A 16,513-nucleotide genomic window follows, 5' to 3' on the forward strand; every position below is an offset into this window, starting at 1 on the left:
TCCCCTTAGCTCGAAAGCTTATCGCGACTGTGGGGCGACAGCCGCCGGGTGAAGGCTTCCGTCAGTGCGGGCAGGAAGCGGATCGCGTCGGTGACGATTCCGAGGTGAGCGAAATCGAAAATCGGCGCGTTCGGGTCGGTGTTGATGGCCACGATGAGATCCGCCCCCTCCACGCCAACCCGATGCTGGACGGCGCCGGAAATCCCGGCCGCTATGTAAAGCTTCGGCCGGATCGTCTTGCCAGTTTGGCCGATCTGCCGATCAGCTGGCATCCAGCTCTTCTGGACCAACGGACGCGAACAGCCGTGCTCGGCGCCGATTGCTCGTGCGAGGTTCTTCACAAGCTGCAGGTTCTCCGCCGCGCCAAGACCAAGGCCTCCCGCAACCACGACGTCGGCATAGGCAAGGTTTGCCTTCGCCGACTGATTGTCCGGCAGGAAGCCGAGGACTTTGGTAGCGATCTCGTCCTCTGCAAGCGAAAGCTTGTGCCGGATGACACGCCCGACCGGTTTATCCGTCCGCTGCGGCATGGGCATGACCCTCGGCCGCACGGTCGCCATCTGCGGGCGGAAATTGAGCGTATAGATCGTGCACAACAAGGAACCGCCGAAAGTCGGACGCGTGGCGGCGAGCGAACTGTCGGTATCCACATCGAGTTCGGTGCAGTCGGCCGTGAGCCCCGTCTGCAAGGTCGTCGCCACGGAGCCGGCAAGATCCCTGCCCAGTGTGGTGGCACCGAGAAGAAGGATTTCGGGTTTGTGGGTATCGACCAGATCCGTCAGCGCCTTGGTGAAAGGTTCATTCCGATAGTCGGCGAGCAGGGGCGCCTCGGCGATGTAGACAAGGTCAGCGCCATACGCGAATGCTTCGGCAACGGCGTTCCCGACGGCCTCTCCCGGCGGTCCAAGCACGACGCCTGCAAGCTGGACCTGAAGCTTGTCTGCTAAGTTGCGGCCTTCGCCGAGCAGTTCGAATGATACCGGATGGACCTCGCCACGTTCGAGCTCGATGAAAACCCAAACGTGCCGATAGTCCTTGAAATGGGCGGGCAATTCCTTCTTTATGCCGGCGCGGCCGGCGGCAGGGCGAGGGGTTTCTCCGTTCGCGGTCGACATCGTTTTGCTCCTTGCCGTCACGCGCCGCCGTTAAAGGCGAGCTCATGTTCCAGCGCCGGCTGGCGGGTGAAGATTGCGGTGATGAGTTCGTCAGCGACATCGCGCAAGGCCTTCTCGGCGGTGTCGATTTGTGCCGCCTTTTCAGCTCGAGCAGGAGGGGCGAAAACACGTTTGACGACCGTCGGTGAACCGCGCAGGCCGCATTTGGTGAGATCCTCAATGCCGGCGTCGGCCGCGCTCCATTTCAAGACCTGGCTGCGCGCGGCGCACAAGGCGTCCTGGATCGAGCCCCGGCGGATCTCGTTTGTGCCTTCCAGCATGGTGATGAGGCAAGGGAGCCTGCTCTTCAGCATCTGTGTGCCGCCTTCGGAACGGCGCTCGACCTTGATCTCGCGTGCAGCAAGGTCGACAGAAGGGATCTTCGCGACATAGGTCAGTTGCAGGAGTCCGAGGCGCTTGGCGATGCCGGGCCCGACCTGGGCGGTGTCGCCATCGATCGTCTGCTTGCCGGTGAAGACGAGGTCTGGCGTGCCGAACGTCTCGCCAATCTTCGCGATTGCCTGGGAAAGGGCGAACGAGGTTGCCAGCGTGTCGGAGCCGGCAAAATAGCGGTCGGTCAAGAGCACCGCTCGGTCGGCGCCGTAACCGAGCGCCTTGCGCAGCGCGTCCTCTGCCATGGGCGGACCCATGGTGAGCACAGTGACTTCGCCGCCATGTGCGTCGCGCAGTCTGAGCGCTTCTTCGAGGGCGAACAGGTCGTAAGGGTTGATGATGGTCGGAACACCCTGGCGCATGATCGTGTTCGTGACCGGATGGACCCTTATCTGTGCCGAGTCCGGCACCTGCTTGATGCAGATTACGATGTGCATTGGCGGTTTCTCTAGGCTCCTGTCCGGGTCCGGCATTGCGGTTTCTCCTTTGTCCGCATTATTCGTGCCAAGTCTCTTGCGCTCCCCTTTCCTACAACTTCGGCTGGTTGCTTCTGACGGCGCTGTGGTGATGACCGCATTTGGCGGCTGCTCGACATTGTCGCGTCGCACCCTTGTCGCCGATCATTCCCGTCCGAACCGCTTCAGTACCGAGTCGAACGGAACAAAGGTGTGACCCGGCGCGGCAGGTTTGTTCGGATCGTGGTCCTTGAGCACCTTGAAAATCCGATGCGTGAGCGGCGAGGAAATCGCAAAGTCCTCGTAAGCTCGTTCGAGCGTCGCGCGCACCCTCGCGGCAATCACCTGGTCGGGCAGACCGGAGAAATCTTCTTCGGCGAGGTATTGGCCCACACGCTTCATGATATGGAGCCGCGAGACATTCAGTACCTTCGGGTCATAGGCGACGCCTAGGACTGAGAAGAATTCCTCTGCAGCCGACAAGCGCTTCAGTCGTGCGAGGATGTCGGTGACATCCATGGGGCGGCTGTCAGCGGAACAATTCATTGCATTCTTCCTGGTCGCAAAACTGTGGCCTCTGTGCGCTCGCGCACGGCTGACTTGGACCCGCACAGCTCGATGAGGGATGGCTCGCTGCACATTCCATCGTAGAGCTCGACCAGTCGAGTTGCAGTGACGGTCGATTTGGTCTCGGCCGCCTCGCGTCGGACGCGGGCCACCATCGCGGCTGCCAGATCCGGGTCGAGATCGCGACCGCTTTCGCTCAGCACATGGGCAATCGCAGTGGCGCCGGAATGCTTGCCGATGACGATCCGCCGGCAGCGGCCCACGAGAGTCGGATCGAGCCCCTGATAAGTACGCGAGTCCTTCAGCAGCCCTGCGACGTGAATGCCGGATTCGTGGGTGAAAACATCGGCGCCGACGACCGGCTTAGTGGCTGCGGTCTGCCGGCGGGCGGCCCAAGCCACCTGGGCGGCGAGGCCGGGCAATGCGGTCAGCTCAATGCCGGTGTCTGCGCCGTCGAAGACTGCCATTGCGGCGGCCACCTCCTCCAGCGCGGCATTGCCCGCACGCTCGCCGAGCCCCAGGACGGTGACGGAGGCATGGCGCGCGCCTGCGCGGATCGCCGCCAGCGTGTTGGCGCCAGCAAGTCCGAGATCGTTGTGCGCATGAAATTCAAGGTCGATTGGAGACTGCACCACGAGCTGGGCGACAAGTTCGAAGGTCGAAAACGGGTCGAGAACACCGACTGTGTCGGCCAGCCTCACGCGGCTTGCGCCGGCGCGTGCGGCCGTCTCGATGACGCGGGCGAGATGATCCCGATTGGCCCGCGAGGCATCCTCGCAGCCCACCGCGACGAAGAAGCCGGCATCGGCGGCGCGCCTGACCATATGATCGATGACCTGGAGCGCTCCCGCCTTGTCGAGGCCGAGCTTGGCGGCAAGTTGGATGTCCGACGCAGGCAGCGACAAATTGACCGCTTGGACGCCGCTCTCGATCGCTGCATCGAGATCCAACGACGTCATCCGGCACCAGGCCATGAGCCGAACCGGAAGACGCCGCGCTACCACGGCGCTAATTGTTTCCATCTCGTCGACGCCCATGACCGGCGTGCCGATCTCGATCTCTGTCACGCCAGCCGCCGCAAGAGACTCAGCGATCTCCAGCTTTTCCGTCGTGGTGAAGGCGACGCCCGGCGCCTGCTCGCCATCGCGCAAGGTCGTATCGTTGAGGGAGACATGACCGGTCATGACAGGCAGCCTGTTCTTCTGCGGCTCACGCATAGACCGGACTACCCGGCCCAGAACCGGAAAAGCTGCGCAGCTTCCCCACGATTCCCGGCATGACCTCGAGCACCCGGTCGATGTCCTCTTCGCTGTTGTCCCGCGCCAAGGAGAAGCGGACTGCCGCGTGTGGCGTTTTCATCGCGCTTAGGACATGGCTTGGTTCCAGAGAGCCGGAGGTGCAGGCCGAGCCAGAGGAACACGCGATGCCAATGCGGCTGAGGAGAAGTGGAATTCCATCACTTTCGACATGTTCGAAGGAGATGTTTGCGGTGTTGGGCAACCGTTGCAAGGGATCACCAGTGACACAGGTGCTTGGGATGCGCTGGAGGATCCCGCCCTCCAGGCGATCGCGGAGCGACTTTACCCGTGTGGTCTCGTCGTCCATGAATTTCAAGGCGAGTTCGGCCGCCGTGCCGAGCCCGGCTATGCCGGGCGTATTCTCGGTTCCAGCACGCCGGTTGTGCTCTTGGTGACCCCCCTTGATCAGCGAATGGAAATCGACGCCACGTTTTACGAAAAGCGCACCGATCCCTTTCGGCCCGTGCAGCTTGTGGCCGGAGAGCGACAGCATGTCGATTGCGGTCGACTTCAGGTCCATCGGAAGCTTGCCGACCGCCTGCACAGCATCGGTATGGAATAGGGCGCCCACTTCCTTGGCCAACTCGGAAAGCCTTGCCACGGGGAAGATCACACCAGTCTCGTTGTTCGCCCACATTATTGACACGATTGCAACCTGTGGGGTGAGGGCGGCCATATAGGCGTCGAGATCGAGCCGACCACGGCAATCCACCGGGATCCTGTGCACCTTGAGGCGGCGGGTCTTCTCAAGATGCGCGCAGAGCGTCAGCACGGCGGGATGCTCGACCGCGGACGTCACGATCTCGGTTCGGTTGGGCGCCGCCTCGAGCGCTGAAAGAAGCGCTGCATTGTCGCTTTCTGTCCCACCCGAGGTGAAAGTGATCTCATCCTCGAACTCCGCGCCGATCAGAGCTTGCAACTGCCTCCGCGCCTTTCTCACCGCCGCACTGACTGAGGCGCCAAGAGCGTGTGCCGACGAAGGGTTGCCGAATTGATCCCTAAAGAACGGCAACATCGCTTGCACGACCTCAGGATCGACCCGTGTGGTTGCGTTGTTGTCGAGGTAGACAGGCTTCATAGGTGCGATCCTCAGTTAAACAGAATGACGCGAGCGCTAGACCGACTCGTTGAGCCTCTGGCGCATGCCGTTGATGATCATTTGAACTGGCAGCGCGCGAAGGCGCCCGGAGTGTTTGACGTAAACCGGATCTCCGTCGATATGGACATGTTCGCAGTGGCCGTAGGTCAGCCCGCAGGTAAGGACGCCCGAACGCGATAACGCTACCGATGAGCCGAATTTGGCGCAGCGGCGCGATTTGTCCGCAAGCAGCTCGGGTGCCACCAGGAACCGAGCTGCTTCGGGAGGCGACGTTCTTTGAATCCTACTGGGAGCGAATGGCGGTCCCGAGATCGGCTTTGACCTTGTCTTGTTTTTTAGGACGGGGACATCTGTTGTGCCGGCCATATAAGTCTCCTCTGCCGCAAAATCACTCTGTCGGCCGCACAGACGCTTCGGGCGTTTAACTGAAGGACTTGCCGCAGCCGCACTTTTCGCGCGCATTGGGGTTATCGAAGACAAAACCGGAAGATTGGAGCCCGGTGAGGAAGTCGACGGTCATGCCGGCTACATGGGGTTGGGAGCCCGCGTCCACGAACAGCTTGACCCCATCTGTGTCAGTGATCGCGTCGCCCTCGCGCGACACGCTCTCCAGGCCCATTAAGTATTTGAAGCCTGCGCAGCCGCCGGCCTCGACCATAATGCGAAAGCCTTCCGCCGGCTCGCTGGCACGGCAAAGAGCAGTCTTGAAGGCGGCAACAGCGTTGTCGGTGAGCGTAATCATGGCTCCATTCTCCTCAGTCCGCGACCTGCTTGCCCATCACGTTGCATGCACCGTGCCAAAGCCAAAAAACGTTTCAACACAGCGCGGCATCTCTCGCACTGGTGCCTCTTGATTGCTGATAAGGTGTCGGCCAATCGACACGTGCTGTCGGGTTTGTCGGGTCCGGCACGAGGGATGTTGGCCTGAGTTCTTGGGTGAACTCACATCACCAAGGACAGAACTTCTTCTGAGCTTGCCTCGGCGCAATTGGCACGGTTTTTGAAGCTCCGTTTGGCGAGACGGCAAGAGCATGCCGATCCACAACCATGCCGTGGGTGCCATCGCGATGGATGGGGCGAAGCAAGGGAGTAACATGTCAGGACCGTGGTCAGATACGCGTTGTTGGCAAAGCAGCGCCGCTCGTGGCATCCGAATGCCCGCTTGGCCGATTGCGACAACATCCATACTGGCTCACCACCGCCCAGTAGCCGCCGACCGGCTCGATGGGATGCCATCGGCATGTGGCTGCTCGCCGGTTTTCGCATTGGTGCGACGCCGTGCGCACGCTGTCCAGCGACACCTTGTTCATGGGCCAGCAGCAGATCAGGATCGAGCATTTCGGCGCGCCTTATCGGCTGAAGGTTCCCGGGCAGGGCAGATGATCCTCACACGTCGTAGAAACAGGGGTAAGCATGGACCAACGCGAGAAACCGTCGCCCGACGAAATCCGGCGGGCGTGCAAAGACAATCCGAAGATCCGGGAGCATGATCTCGCCGCTCGATTGGGCATTTCGGAAGCCGAGTTGGTCGCGGCGCATTGTGGTCACGGCGCGGTGCGCATCGAGCCGCGCGTCGATGATCTGCTGACCGGCCTCGAAGCGGTCGGCGAGGTGATGGCGGTCACCAGCAACGAAAGTGCCGTGCACCAAAAGATTGGCGTCTACGGCAAAGTGGTCACCGGCAACCAGCATGCCATACTGCTCGGCGACGAGATCGACCTGCGCATCTTCCCGAAAGCCTGGGCGTATGGCTTCGCCGTCGAGAAGCGCGAGGGGGCCGAGATCCGCCGCAGCCTGCAATTCTTTGATGCCACCGGCGAGGCGATGCACAAAGCTCATCTCACGCCCGCCTCGAACCTGCAGGCCTATCAGGATCTGACGGCAGAGCTTGTATCCCCCGACCAGGAGCCGATCATATCGCTCGAGGCGAGCGGGGCGCGCGATAACGCAGTGAGTCCAGACCACGCCACCACGGTCGACGACCTACGCGAGCACTGGGGCCGGCTAAGCGACGTGCATCAGTTCTACCATATGTTGAAGACACTGAAGCTCAGCCGCTGCCAGGCGATGCGTATGGCCGACGAGGATGACGCCTGGCTACTCGACAATGATGCCATTGGCGCCCTGTTCCAACAGGCGGCCGAAGACGAGATGCCGATCATGTGCTTTGTCGGCAATCGTGGTTGCATTCAGATCCATTCCGGCCCGATCAGGTCGGTCAAGCAGATCGGGCCGCGGATCAATGTGCTCGAAGAGACCTTCCATCTGCATCTTAGGACCCATCGCATCCGCGAGGTCTGGGCCGTGCGCAAGCCGACGAGGGATGGTCACGTTACGTCCATTGAAGCCTATGGCGCGGACGGCAAGATGATCATCCAGTTCTTCGGCACGCGCAAGGAAGGCGAACGCGAGGGCAGCGACTGGCGGTTTCTGGCCGAGAGTCTGCCACGCGTTCCCGGTCCGACCTCCAGGGGTGTGTTGACTACCGACAGGTCCTCGGATTGAATTGGCCGCGATAGGACTCAGCACCACGTTCCGACAGCGGCTCGCGAGCAAATCTAGGTCCATGAGCGGAAAGGATGCCGTCGTAGCGCATGCGCATGGTCAGGTGATGCACGCCGGAATGGACCGCATCTATACAGTCAAGCTGGTCGCCGGTCGGCACCGGTGCGCACGAGTGCATCGCCGTCTGCCGGAAAAGCCTTGCAGCGCCTGCGAGCGATAAAACGCATACGCCATCAGCGCCGAACCGAAGCGCGGCTTGACCTTTTTGATATTTCCGATCGTCTCGCGCAAGCGCCGTCGGGTCTTCTCGGACCGCACCCGATCCTTGCGCTGGATCGCGTCATTGCTCAATCCGGGCCGTGCGAGCGATCTACTCGCTCGTCGACCGGCAGGCTGTGCAGCAACAGCCAAGCCGAACAGCCCGATGTCGCGGGCTCGACAAAACCGACCACGGATGTCGGTTGTCGGACGTTGTCATAAGAATGATGGACAGGTGATCATCAGCGGCAGACCCAGCGCAGGCTGGCATTGCTTGGTGCACCGCCATGGCTACCCTATCCGGCACGCGACTTGCTTCGACAATTTGATCAGCAGGGCAGAGGTGATTGACCAGTCTCTCAACCCTAACGGGGAAGCAGCCGCTTTGCTTCATGACCGGAGCGCGGCGGAGATGCCCCTCTGATCGACTTCGCAACCCATCTCATCCGCGCTGGTGCAGGTGGGCTGTATCAGGCGACAGAATCTAGAAGGCGCCCGACAAGAGACGTGCCCATGCTGGAAATCGACTTTATGAACAGCGGTGCAATCTCAATTGAGCCATGAACGCCAATGTAGAGAAAACAAAATGGCGACCAACCCCGTTCCAGATCATGTCCCGCCCGAAATGGTGAGGGACTTCAGCCTGTTTACATCGCCAGGGATGCCACCAACACCCAACGGGGATCCACACGCAGCTGTCGCTTGCGTACATGACGGGCCTCCGATCTTTTACTCCCGCTACAACACGCAAGATGGCCGGGGTACCTGGGTCATCACCCGTGCCGCGGACCAGCGGAAGGTGCTGCAGGACGCAGAGACTTTTTCCAGCCATCGCAGCATCTTCTCCTCCATACTGGGTGAGAACTGGCCGACGATCCCGCTTGAGCTCGATCCACCGGCCCATGGCGTCTTTCGCTCACTGCTTAATCCGCTGCTTTCGCCAAAGCGGGTGTTGGCTTTGGAACCGGCTGTCCGCGAACGGGCGGTCGAGCTGATCGAAAGGATCGCCGCGTCGCGCACAAGCTGCGACGTGATGAAGGATTTTGCCTTTCCTTTCGCGGTGAGCACCTTTCTTCGCTTTCTGGGGTTGCCTGATGACCGACTCGATACATTCGTCGGCTGGGGGAAAGATCTGCTCCACGGCGACGATAAGGAACGACCTGTGGCTGCCCGGACGATCGTGGCATTCATCGACGAACTTGCAGCCATGCGCCGCGATGAGGCGGTTGACGATTTCATGACCTTTATAGTGCAGGCACAGGTCGAGGGCCGCCGGCTGACTGACACCCAAGTCCGCGGCATCGGCGTGCTTGTCTTCGTCGCTGGGCTCGACACGGTCGCAGCAGCTATAGGCTTTGACTTGGCGTACCTCGCACGCAACCTCAAAGATCAGCAATTGCTGCGGAGCGAACCGGACCGCATCCCGCTCGCAACCGAAGAATTGCTGCGGGCCTATCCGCCCATTCAGTTGATCCGCGTGGCCACGAAAGATATCGACTTCGAAGGCGCGCCGATCCGGAAGGGGGACTATGTTTCCTGCGCCACGATGATTGCCAATCGTGACCCGGCGGAATTCGAATGCCCCAACACGATTGATTTGGAGCGGGAGGACAACCGCCACGCAGCGTTTGGCTATGGTCCCCACCGTTGCCTTGGCTCACACCTTGCCCGGCGCGAGATTGTCATTGGCCTGGAGGAGTGGCTGGCGCGCATCCCGGCTTTCAGGATCAAGCAGGGTACGGCGCCGATAACTTCTGGCGGCCATGTGTTCGGGATCGAAAATTTGATCCTGGACTGGTCTTAGGCCCGCCCCGAGCCCGGGCACAGACAATGGAGGCAGCGCCATGCGCATCATCGTCCAAAAGGCCAAATGCCAGGGCCACGCGCGATGCGCGGCGCAAGCGCCGGACATCTTTAAACTCGATAATGACGGTTACATCCTGCCTGGTGACATTGAAGTTGCGGAAGGGGAGGAACTGCCTGCATCACGAGGCGCGCGATCCTGTCCTGAACGTGCGCTGGAACTCACTCGCTGACGCTCTGGATGAGACGGCATTCAACCGTGAGTCTGGCTTGAACCATGTGGCCGCACTCAGCACGCGACCTCTGTCCCGCACGGTTCACGTCCAACTCTGCGGGGCAATTCCGGCGCCAGTGTTCCCCGTGAGGCGCAAACGGCAGGGCCGGGGTTCGCGAACCTCTTCGAATCACAGAATTTGCGCCAGAGCCGATGGACCAGACGAGAATTGCCGAACTACTCGACGCGAGGCGACCCGGAGTGCCGTACCGAAGAACTGCCCGACCCATGTTGCGGCAGGCCGGGTCTCTGCATGATTTGATAGGGCGAAACCAGGAGAACGCACCATATTTGCCCAACATTATGCCCGGCTCAGCACCGGCCAATGGCCGCAGCTGGAGAGAAGGTTCGACCAGCATGTGCTTGCCTGTGTGCTTTCACGTGCGCTCGAGGAGATCGAGGCCGGCGAGGCGACGGCGACGGAGGCAACCGGACTTTCGCGCGCCGAGTTGCGCGATGTCCTGTCCCGCTGTTTCCCTGCTTTTCCTATCAACGCGTTTGCCTTGGAAGAGGGGAGCGAGCCTGAGCCGGATCTGGAAGAAGAACTTCTGCGCGGACTGCTGCTGGCGCATGCCCGGCCCGACGACAAGGCAAGCGCCCGCTTCGCCAAGATCATCGCCCGGCGTGCCATGCGCAATGACCACCTCTGGCAAGACCTTGGCCTTTTTAGTCGAAGCGACCTCGGCCGCCTGCTCGCCTCGCATTTTCCGACGCTGGCGGCCGGCAACACCCAAAACATGAAATGGAAGAAATACTTTTACCGCAAGCTCTGCGAGGCCGAAGGTTTTTCGCTGTGCAGCGCGCCCAGTTGCCGGGAATGCAACGATTTCGAAAGCTGCTTCGGCCCGGAGGAAGGCGAAAGCCGCCTCACACGGATCGAGAACGGCGTCGCCTCGGATTGAGAGCCGCTTTCGTCAATTGTACAGCGCCAGCGCTCGCGCCGCGCCATATGTCTCTTGTCGAATGTCGACTGCCCCTTCGGGGATTGAATGCTGTGCATGCTGTCCGATCGCTCGCCATGCTCGCTTCGGTGGGCGCCGTCATGATGGCGGTGCAGGATGCGACCCGCACCATCGCCGCCGAGCAACTGGTGTTCTCCGGGCCGTTGCTGCTCGCCTGCCTGGCGGTTGCGGCGCCTGGGCGGCCGCGGTTCACCGACGTCATTGTTCGCGCTGGTGCACAGTTTCGGCTCGATCACCCATCGGGGCGGCCAGATTGTCTCCGGCGTTGCCATAATTTCGTTGCTGCCAGCTCCGCCACCATTCTCGGGGCAGGTTCCGGCAGGGCGCGCACTGGGGTTCCTGGAAGCTTTTCGAACCTTCTGGATCCCGCCTCAACCCAATCGCGTGTGCTTGCTGGACATATTAGGTCACTAGATCCAGATTTAGGACAGATTCAGGAGGCTTCGAATTTCTAACGCTCGCGACCTCGCAGGTCGTTCACGTAGCACGAAGGCGTCTCTACGTGTCTTCTCGGCAGCATGCGCCTGATATCGGTCACCGAAAATCGATGGCCACCCTCTGAAAGCGGACGTCGCTCGCAACCAACCATGACGTGACGAGCTCACCCGTTTTGCTGGGCCCTATGCCTCAGCGCCTCGACGACGATCGACATCGCTGGCGACAGTTGCCGCCGACTTTGATATGATAGGTGGTGCCAAGGCTTGGGGGAGCAGACCATTCCTTGGCGACCAATACCCCGGCCCCGGTGCGGGTGTTGCATTCACCGACTCTAGGGGTTAATCCGGGGGCGAATGAAACCACCGGCTGAACACATCATTGACGCCATGGGCTCGATCGATAGACACGGAATCTATCTCGACTACCAAGCGACCACGCCGCTGGACCCTCGTGTCCTAGAAGCCATGCTGCCGCATCTAACTGCGTTGGGGAATCCGCACTCCAGTCGCCATCACCACGGCATCGCGGCGATGGCCGCGGTGGACACTGCGCGGGCGCAAGTCGCCGCCCTGGTCGGTGCTGAACCGGACGAGATCGTCTTCACCTCGGGTGCCACGGAGGCCGACAACCTTGCGATCAAGGGCCCGCTCGCTTCGTCCAGGCGGGACGGCGTCGTCACCTTAGCCACCGAACACCATGCCGTATTAGATGTGGTGCTGGCGACCGGCCGGAGAGGCGCCCGGTCGACGATCATCGGCGTGGACGGCGAAGGCCTTGTCGATCTCGATGCACTTGCGCAGACTGTGGACGAAGGGACGGCCGTGGTCAGCGCCATGGCCGCCAACAACGAGATCGGCGTCCTGCAACCCCTCTCGGAAATCTCCCGGATCGCGAAGCGCGCCGGCGCCTTATTCCACAGCGACGCGGCGCAGGCGATCGGCAAAGTTCCGTTCGACGTGGCCGAAACCGGTGTCGACATGGCTAGTATCTCGTCGCACAAGCTGTACGGACCGATGGGCGTTGGTGCACTCTATATGTCCCGTGACGCGGGTCGACGCATCAGCCCGATCATCGAGGGGGGCGGTCAGGAGCGCGGCTTCCGCAGCGGTACGTTGCCGGTGGCGCTATGTGTCGGCTTCGGCGAGGCCTGCAGGATTTCCGGGGAAGTGATGACCAAGGAGGCTGGGCTCCTGCGGGAGTTGCGGGCCGCATTCATGGAACGTCTGCGCGAGATCGGCGTGCGCTTCACGATCAACGGTACGATGGGCGAACGCTTGCCGGGAAATCTCAATCTCAGCTTCGACGGTGTGGACGCCGAGGCGTTGCTAATGCGCCTGCGCGGGAAAGTGTCGGTAGCTTCGGGTTCGGCATGCACTTCGGATAGCCTCGATCCCAGCCATGTCGTGATGGCACTTGGGTTTGGCTTAGAGCGCGCCGAAGAAGCAATCCGCATCGGCTTCGGACGGTTCACTACGCTCCACGAGGTGTTAACAGGCGCCGGGACGATGGCGGAAGCGGTGGCTAAACTGCGCCGAGTCGGCTACAACCGGACCAAAGGAGCTTAAGTCGATGAGCCTGTTGCCTTTAGCTGCCCAGATGGATGAGGACGCGCTCGAGGACAAGCTCGAAGCGGCCAGGGCTGATCTGGCGGATGAGTACGGTCAAAACCACAAATATCCCTGGATCATCGGCTTCTCCGGCGGCAAGGACAGTACCCTTGTCCTGCAGCTGGCGATGGAGATGCTGCTCGAACTCCCGCCCAGCGAACGAAAACGCATGGTGCACGTCGTCTCGAACGACACCCTCGTCGAAGCCCCGGTTGTCGCCGACCTGGTTGACAGGACCTTGGACCGCATTTCTGACGCTGTGACAGCAATGCGCTTGCCCATAGTAGTGGCGAAGACGGCGCCCAAGGTCGACCAGACTTTCTGGGTCAACTTGATCGGACGGGGCTATCCAGCCCCAAGCAGGACCTTCCGCTGGTGTACGGACCGCATGAAGATCCAGCCGACATCCCGTTACATCCGGAGTCGAGTATCTGAAAACGGCGAGGTCATCCTTTTGCTTGGTGTGCGCCGTCAGGAATCAGCGACTCGAGCGGTTAGCATGAGTCGTTATGATAACGGCGAGAGGCTGAATGACCACAACGACCTCAAAGGCTGTAAGGTGTTTCGTCCGATCGTGGATTTCTCCACCGACGAGGTCTGGACAACCCTGTTGCAACGTCGCCCACCATGGGGCGGCAGCCACCGCGATCTGGTGGCACTCTACAAGGATGGTCAGGGGGGCGAGTGCCCGCTGGTGCTCAGTAAGGATGATGCTCCGTCATGCGGTACGTCGTCCTCGCGATTCGGCTGCTGGACCTGCACCGTCGTCGTGAAGGACCGGAGTATGGCCGGCTTCATCGAGGCGGGTCACGAGAACCTCGAACCACTTATGGATTTCCGCGACTGGCTTGCCGAAATCCGGAACGATCCGGCTCGCCGATCGGCGCGGCGCCGCAACGGGCAGACGACGTTCCTTGCCGACGGCTCATTGGTCCCGGGACCGTTCACGCCGACCGCGCGTCGGGAAATTCTCGATCGCCTGCATCAGGTCGAACGTGCCACCGGCCGCACCCTGATCACCGCCGCCGAGATCGAGGCGATCAACCGCATCTGGGCCGAGGACGCCGCCGCCGTCGTCGCTTCTGTCGAGGCTACCGCTCTTGAGGCGGTTTCGTGAAGCCGGCGCTGCTCCGTACGCCCGCCGGTCGGGAATTGCTGCAGCGACTGTCCACCGAACGGGGTGTTGATCCCACGATCGTGGATGACTTGTTGGACGCCATCGATGAGCATGCTGGTATGCTACGCCGCCGCGGTCTCTTCCAGCGCTTCGATGCTATTTTAGGCAAGGCCTGGGAATAGCATGCGCCTTAACGCCATCGGGCTACGCAACTGGAAGTCCTATCGTCGCTTCCGGTTGGACATTCCGTACGGTCGCGAAAAACCAGTCGCGCTGATCGAGGGTAACAACGGATCAGGGAAGACCAGCCTACTCGAGGCATTCGTGCTGTGTCTCTACGGGCGGCTTGGCATTCCGCTGCTGGCCCGCGCTAATTCCGTCAGCCGTGTAGACCAGTCATATGAACGCTTCATGGAGCGTGCGCTGAACTCAGGAGCGCGCCAAGGGCGGGCGCAAATCGCGATTGAGATCACTTTCCAATCGGACGACAACGAGTACGTCATCGAGAGGATCTGGCATTTCGTTGACGGCGCCCTGCGCAAGAACGACGAGGAAGTGCGCATCTTCCAAGGGGCCGACCGCATAATCCTTGCTTCCCCCGACCCTAAAGACGACGAGCGGTTCGTCCGGGACTTTATCGATCAGAACATCCTTCAGGACAATCTTGCTGGCTTCTTCATCCTAGACGGTGAACACCTCGAGCGCATGGCGAGCATCAATATGGACGGCCAGGTCAAGACGGCGCTGGAAGCCGCAATCGGGATCGACCGACTGCGTCGCGCCTCGGCTGACCTTCGCACCTATGCGCGGGAGCGGCGCCGCAACCTCCCCGACAACGCGGCTGCCACGGCCGAAGCCCGGCTCGCGCTTAACAATCTGGGGCGCGAGATCGAGGAACGCGCGACGTCGGTGGAATTGCTTCTGGCGGAAATCGGGCCGTTGCGGGAGCGGCGTGATGACGTAGTCAGCCGTATCGGCCGCCTGCACGGCGACAGCTACCGTGCCTTTAAGACACATTTCGAGCAGCGCGAAAGCGTGATCCGGGAACGAGACGCTCTCCGCGACGAACTGCGTCGTTTGCTGAGCGGCGAGCTCGCACAGGCGCTGGCCGGCGAAACTCTTAGGACTGCCGCACTGGAGCGGATCAAGGCTGAACATAAGGCCGCGCAGCTCAAGGGGGACGAGGAGCGGAACCTAAACCGCGCCTCGGAATTCGTGGACCGCGTCTCGCGCCACACGACGGTGACGGACGATGTCGCCCGTGCTCTCGCCCTGGCGTGGCGGGAGATGTGGGGAAATCGCACCGCGGATGCGGGCGGCCCCCTGCTCTCGCATTTGGGCGAGACAGACCGCCTTTCCGTGGCGGAGCATCTCCTTAACTTGTCGTCGGTTAGTGCCTCCGACATCCGGGATCTCGCCCGCGCGGTTTCTAGGGCCGACGAGAGAATTGGCCAACTCGATCGTGCCTTAGGCGAGCAGAAGGGTACGGACGACCAGTCCAAGTCGTTGGCGGAGGAGTTGAATGGAATCCAGGAAGAACTGGCCCGCGCGGAAGCCCGTCACGCGATGGAAGCTGCCGCGTTGCGGGAGTTGGAGGACAGGCGTTCATGCGAGGAGCAACAGTTGGCGGTCTCGCTGGGCGAGAGCGGCAACGCGGTGGCGCTCAAACGGAGTGCCGCTGCGGATCGGGCCGCCGATCTTATCGACGCTCTTGCCGAAGCTGCCGTTCCGCAAAACCTCGATGCGCTGTCCGCCGAGATTACCGACGCCTATCGCTCGATGGCGCACAAGACTGTTGTAGAACAGATCAAGGTCGACGAGGAGGGACGTGTTACACTGCTCGACCGGTCCGGACGGGATCTGCATGAACTCGACGCCAGCGCCGGCGAAAACCAAATCTTCACGCTGTCGCTGATGTCCGCTCTCGCCCGCCTAGCCGCGGACTTCCCGATCATCATGGACAGTCCGTTCGCGAGGCTCGACGCCGAACATCGCCGTAGGGTAATCGGCCATTTCACGGAAATGGACCGACAACTCGTCCTTCTTGTTCATCCGGCCGAGCTTCATCCCGGCGAGCTGGCGCTTGTGACACGACGGAGCGGCGAATCGCTGAAGCTGCCTTCAACCGAACGCCTTCCAGTAACGGGAGCGGCATCCTGATGTCGGCGACAATGGTAGAATTCACGCGCGGCGACTTCAGAACGTCGCGCTATGCCGACGAACTGAACAGCCGGTTTCAGGGCTTCCTAGGTTTGCCGCATCGATACGGGCCGGCAAGGCTCGCCCTGGGTCGGTCGCTAAGTATTCCGCAACTCCCCTCCCTTGAATTGGGCAGCATGGGTTATGGCAAGCCGATCAAGGGCGAGCAGCTGTTCGGCCAGGGTATAGAGCTGGCAACGTGGATCACCCTGATCTCGGAGCATGACGCGAGGTCGGGCGAAGCGATGACCCGCAAGCGAATGCAGTCCTTGGCGGCATCGCATTGGCAGCGCGGCATAACGCTGCTGTGGGAAGACTGGAGAGCCAGCACCGGGGACTTCGACACGTTCGTTGGGCGCTTGGTCGGTATGGCCCGTCTGTAAT

Annotated in this window: 16 protein-coding genes and 1 pseudogene; 11 read left to right on the forward strand and 6 right to left on the reverse strand. The window is 61.4% G+C overall.

All coding sequences use genetic code 11. From position 1 onward, the window contains the following. Nucleotides 1-5: 5 nt before the first annotated feature. From ACYHH6_RS09070 to ACYHH6_RS09095, 6 genes are all read right to left on the reverse strand, one after another. On the reverse strand, nucleotides 6-1,115 hold the full coding sequence (locus ACYHH6_RS09070; protein ID WP_023685019.1) for an electron transfer flavoprotein subunit alpha/FixB family protein: 1,110 nt from the start codon (nucleotides 1,113-1,115) through the stop codon (nucleotides 6-8). 17 nt (nucleotides 1,116-1,132) lie between these two features. Then, the gene (locus tag ACYHH6_RS09075; RefSeq protein ID WP_023672212.1) at nucleotides 1,133-1,984 is read right to left on the reverse strand and encodes an electron transfer flavoprotein subunit beta/FixA family protein; all 852 of its coding nucleotides are present in this window, start codon (nucleotides 1,982-1,984) and stop codon (nucleotides 1,133-1,135) included. 183 nt (nucleotides 1,985-2,167) lie between these two features. Beyond that, nucleotides 2,168-2,548 (reverse strand): nitrogenase stabilizing/protective protein NifW, encoded by a 381-nt coding sequence (gene nifW / locus ACYHH6_RS09080; RefSeq protein WP_023687348.1) that lies wholly within the window; start codon nucleotides 2,546-2,548, stop codon nucleotides 2,168-2,170. Next, nucleotides 2,545-3,753 (reverse strand): homocitrate synthase, encoded by a 1,209-nt coding sequence (gene nifV, locus ACYHH6_RS09085; RefSeq protein WP_352592333.1) that lies wholly within the window; start codon nucleotides 3,751-3,753, stop codon nucleotides 2,545-2,547. The genes nifW and nifV overlap by 4 nt, the downstream gene beginning before the upstream one ends. Before the next feature lie 25 nt (nucleotides 3,754-3,778). Then, on the reverse strand, nucleotides 3,779-4,945 hold the full coding sequence (gene nifS / locus ACYHH6_RS09090; RefSeq protein WP_023685015.1) for a cysteine desulfurase NifS: 1,167 nt from the start codon (nucleotides 4,943-4,945) through the stop codon (nucleotides 3,779-3,781). A gap of 442 nt (nucleotides 4,946-5,387) precedes the next feature. Beyond that, nucleotides 5,388-5,708, reverse strand: coding sequence for a HesB/IscA family protein (locus tag ACYHH6_RS09095; protein ID WP_023672207.1), 321 nt, complete (start codon nucleotides 5,706-5,708; stop codon nucleotides 5,388-5,390). A 500-nt stretch (nucleotides 5,709-6,208) separates the two neighbouring features. On the opposite strand from ACYHH6_RS09095, the gene hemP reads away from it, so the two are divergent. The 11 genes and pseudogenes from hemP (at nucleotide 6,209) to ACYHH6_RS09150 (ending at nucleotide 16,512) form a co-directional block, all read left to right on the forward strand. Then, a complete protein-coding gene (gene hemP, locus ACYHH6_RS09100; protein ID WP_023687345.1) occupies nucleotides 6,209-6,349 on the forward strand; it encodes a hemin uptake protein HemP in 141 nt (46 codons plus the stop codon). 30 nt (nucleotides 6,350-6,379) lie between these two features. After that, complete coding sequence (locus ACYHH6_RS09105; RefSeq protein WP_352592328.1) at nucleotides 6,380-7,471, forward strand: hemin-degrading factor; 1,092 nt, start codon at nucleotides 6,380-6,382, stop codon at nucleotides 7,469-7,471. A gap of 844 nt (nucleotides 7,472-8,315) precedes the next feature. Further along, nucleotides 8,316-9,533, forward strand: a complete 1,218-nt coding sequence (locus ACYHH6_RS09110; RefSeq protein ID WP_023727121.1) for a cytochrome P450 — start codon at nucleotides 8,316-8,318, stop codon at nucleotides 9,531-9,533. A gap of 40 nt (nucleotides 9,534-9,573) precedes the next feature. Continuing rightward, nucleotides 9,574-9,765 (forward strand): ferredoxin, encoded by a 192-nt coding sequence (locus tag ACYHH6_RS09115; protein ID WP_081725572.1) that lies wholly within the window; start codon nucleotides 9,574-9,576, stop codon nucleotides 9,763-9,765. A gap of 328 nt (nucleotides 9,766-10,093) precedes the next feature. Continuing rightward, complete coding sequence (locus ACYHH6_RS09120; RefSeq protein WP_352592360.1) at nucleotides 10,094-10,708, forward strand: nitrogen fixation protein NifQ; 615 nt, start codon at nucleotides 10,094-10,096, stop codon at nucleotides 10,706-10,708. Between the two features lie 264 nt (nucleotides 10,709-10,972). Next, nucleotides 10,973-11,076 (forward strand): annotated as a pseudogene (locus tag ACYHH6_RS09125) (ABC transporter permease); the annotation flags it as partial. Nucleotides 11,077-11,559: 483 nt separating this feature from the next. Further along, nucleotides 11,560-12,771 (forward strand): cysteine desulfurase family protein, encoded by a 1,212-nt coding sequence (locus ACYHH6_RS09130; RefSeq protein ID WP_352504643.1) that lies wholly within the window; start codon nucleotides 11,560-11,562, stop codon nucleotides 12,769-12,771. A 4-nt stretch (nucleotides 12,772-12,775) separates the two neighbouring features. Continuing rightward, a complete protein-coding gene (gene dndC / locus ACYHH6_RS09135) occupies nucleotides 12,776-13,930 on the forward strand; it encodes a DNA phosphorothioation system sulfurtransferase DndC (protein ID WP_352504642.1) in 1,155 nt (384 codons plus the stop codon). Next, entirely contained in the window at nucleotides 13,927-14,112 is a 186-nt protein-coding gene (locus ACYHH6_RS09140; RefSeq protein ID WP_352504641.1) for a hypothetical protein, read from the forward strand. Before dndC ends, ACYHH6_RS09140 begins: the two co-directional genes overlap by 4 nt. Nucleotide 14,113: 1 nt before the next feature. Continuing rightward, nucleotides 14,114-16,090: an AAA family ATPase gene (locus ACYHH6_RS09145; protein WP_352592322.1), complete on the forward strand. Its 1,977-nt coding sequence runs from the start codon at nucleotides 14,114-14,116 to the stop codon at nucleotides 16,088-16,090. Then, on the forward strand, nucleotides 16,090-16,512 hold the full coding sequence (locus ACYHH6_RS09150; RefSeq protein WP_352504639.1) for a hypothetical protein: 423 nt from the start codon (nucleotides 16,090-16,092) through the stop codon (nucleotides 16,510-16,512). Before ACYHH6_RS09145 ends, ACYHH6_RS09150 begins: the two co-directional genes overlap by 1 nt. Nucleotide 16,513 lies beyond the last annotated feature (1 nt).

This window comes from Mesorhizobium sp. P171375 (assembly GCF_057786075.1).

Excerpts from the sequence above, each read along its gene's own strand:
- ACYHH6_RS09130 (WP_352504643.1), top strand. The coding sequence starts at position 11,560 with ATGAAACCACCGGCTGAACACATCATTGACGCCATGGGCTCGATCGAT.
- ACYHH6_RS09150 (WP_352504639.1), top strand. The coding sequence starts at position 16,090 with ATGTCGGCGACAATGGTAGAATTCACGCGCGGCGACTTCAGAACGTCG.
- nifW (WP_023687348.1), bottom strand. The coding sequence starts at position 2,548 with ATGAATTGTTCCGCTGACAGCCGCCCCATGGATGTCACCGACATCCTC.
- ACYHH6_RS09115 (WP_081725572.1), top strand. The coding sequence starts at position 9,574 with ATGCGCATCATCGTCCAAAAGGCCAAATGCCAGGGCCACGCGCGATGC.
- ACYHH6_RS09070 (WP_023685019.1), bottom strand. The coding sequence starts at position 1,115 with ATGTCGACCGCGAACGGAGAAACCCCTCGCCCTGCCGCCGGCCGCGCC.
- ACYHH6_RS09110 (WP_023727121.1), top strand. The coding sequence starts at position 8,316 with ATGGCGACCAACCCCGTTCCAGATCATGTCCCGCCCGAAATGGTGAGG.
- nifS (WP_023685015.1), bottom strand. The coding sequence starts at position 4,945 with ATGAAGCCTGTCTACCTCGACAACAACGCAACCACACGGGTCGATCCT.
- dndC (WP_352504642.1), top strand. The coding sequence starts at position 12,776 with ATGAGCCTGTTGCCTTTAGCTGCCCAGATGGATGAGGACGCGCTCGAG.
- ACYHH6_RS09095 (WP_023672207.1), bottom strand. The coding sequence starts at position 5,708 with ATGATTACGCTCACCGACAACGCTGTTGCCGCCTTCAAGACTGCTCTT.
- ACYHH6_RS09105 (WP_352592328.1), top strand. The coding sequence starts at position 6,380 with ATGGACCAACGCGAGAAACCGTCGCCCGACGAAATCCGGCGGGCGTGC.
- ACYHH6_RS09075 (WP_023672212.1), bottom strand. The coding sequence starts at position 1,984 with ATGCACATCGTAATCTGCATCAAGCAGGTGCCGGACTCGGCACAGATA.
- ACYHH6_RS09145 (WP_352592322.1), top strand. The coding sequence starts at position 14,114 with ATGCGCCTTAACGCCATCGGGCTACGCAACTGGAAGTCCTATCGTCGC.
- nifV (WP_352592333.1), bottom strand. The coding sequence starts at position 3,753 with ATGACCGGTCATGTCTCCCTCAACGATACGACCTTGCGCGATGGCGAG.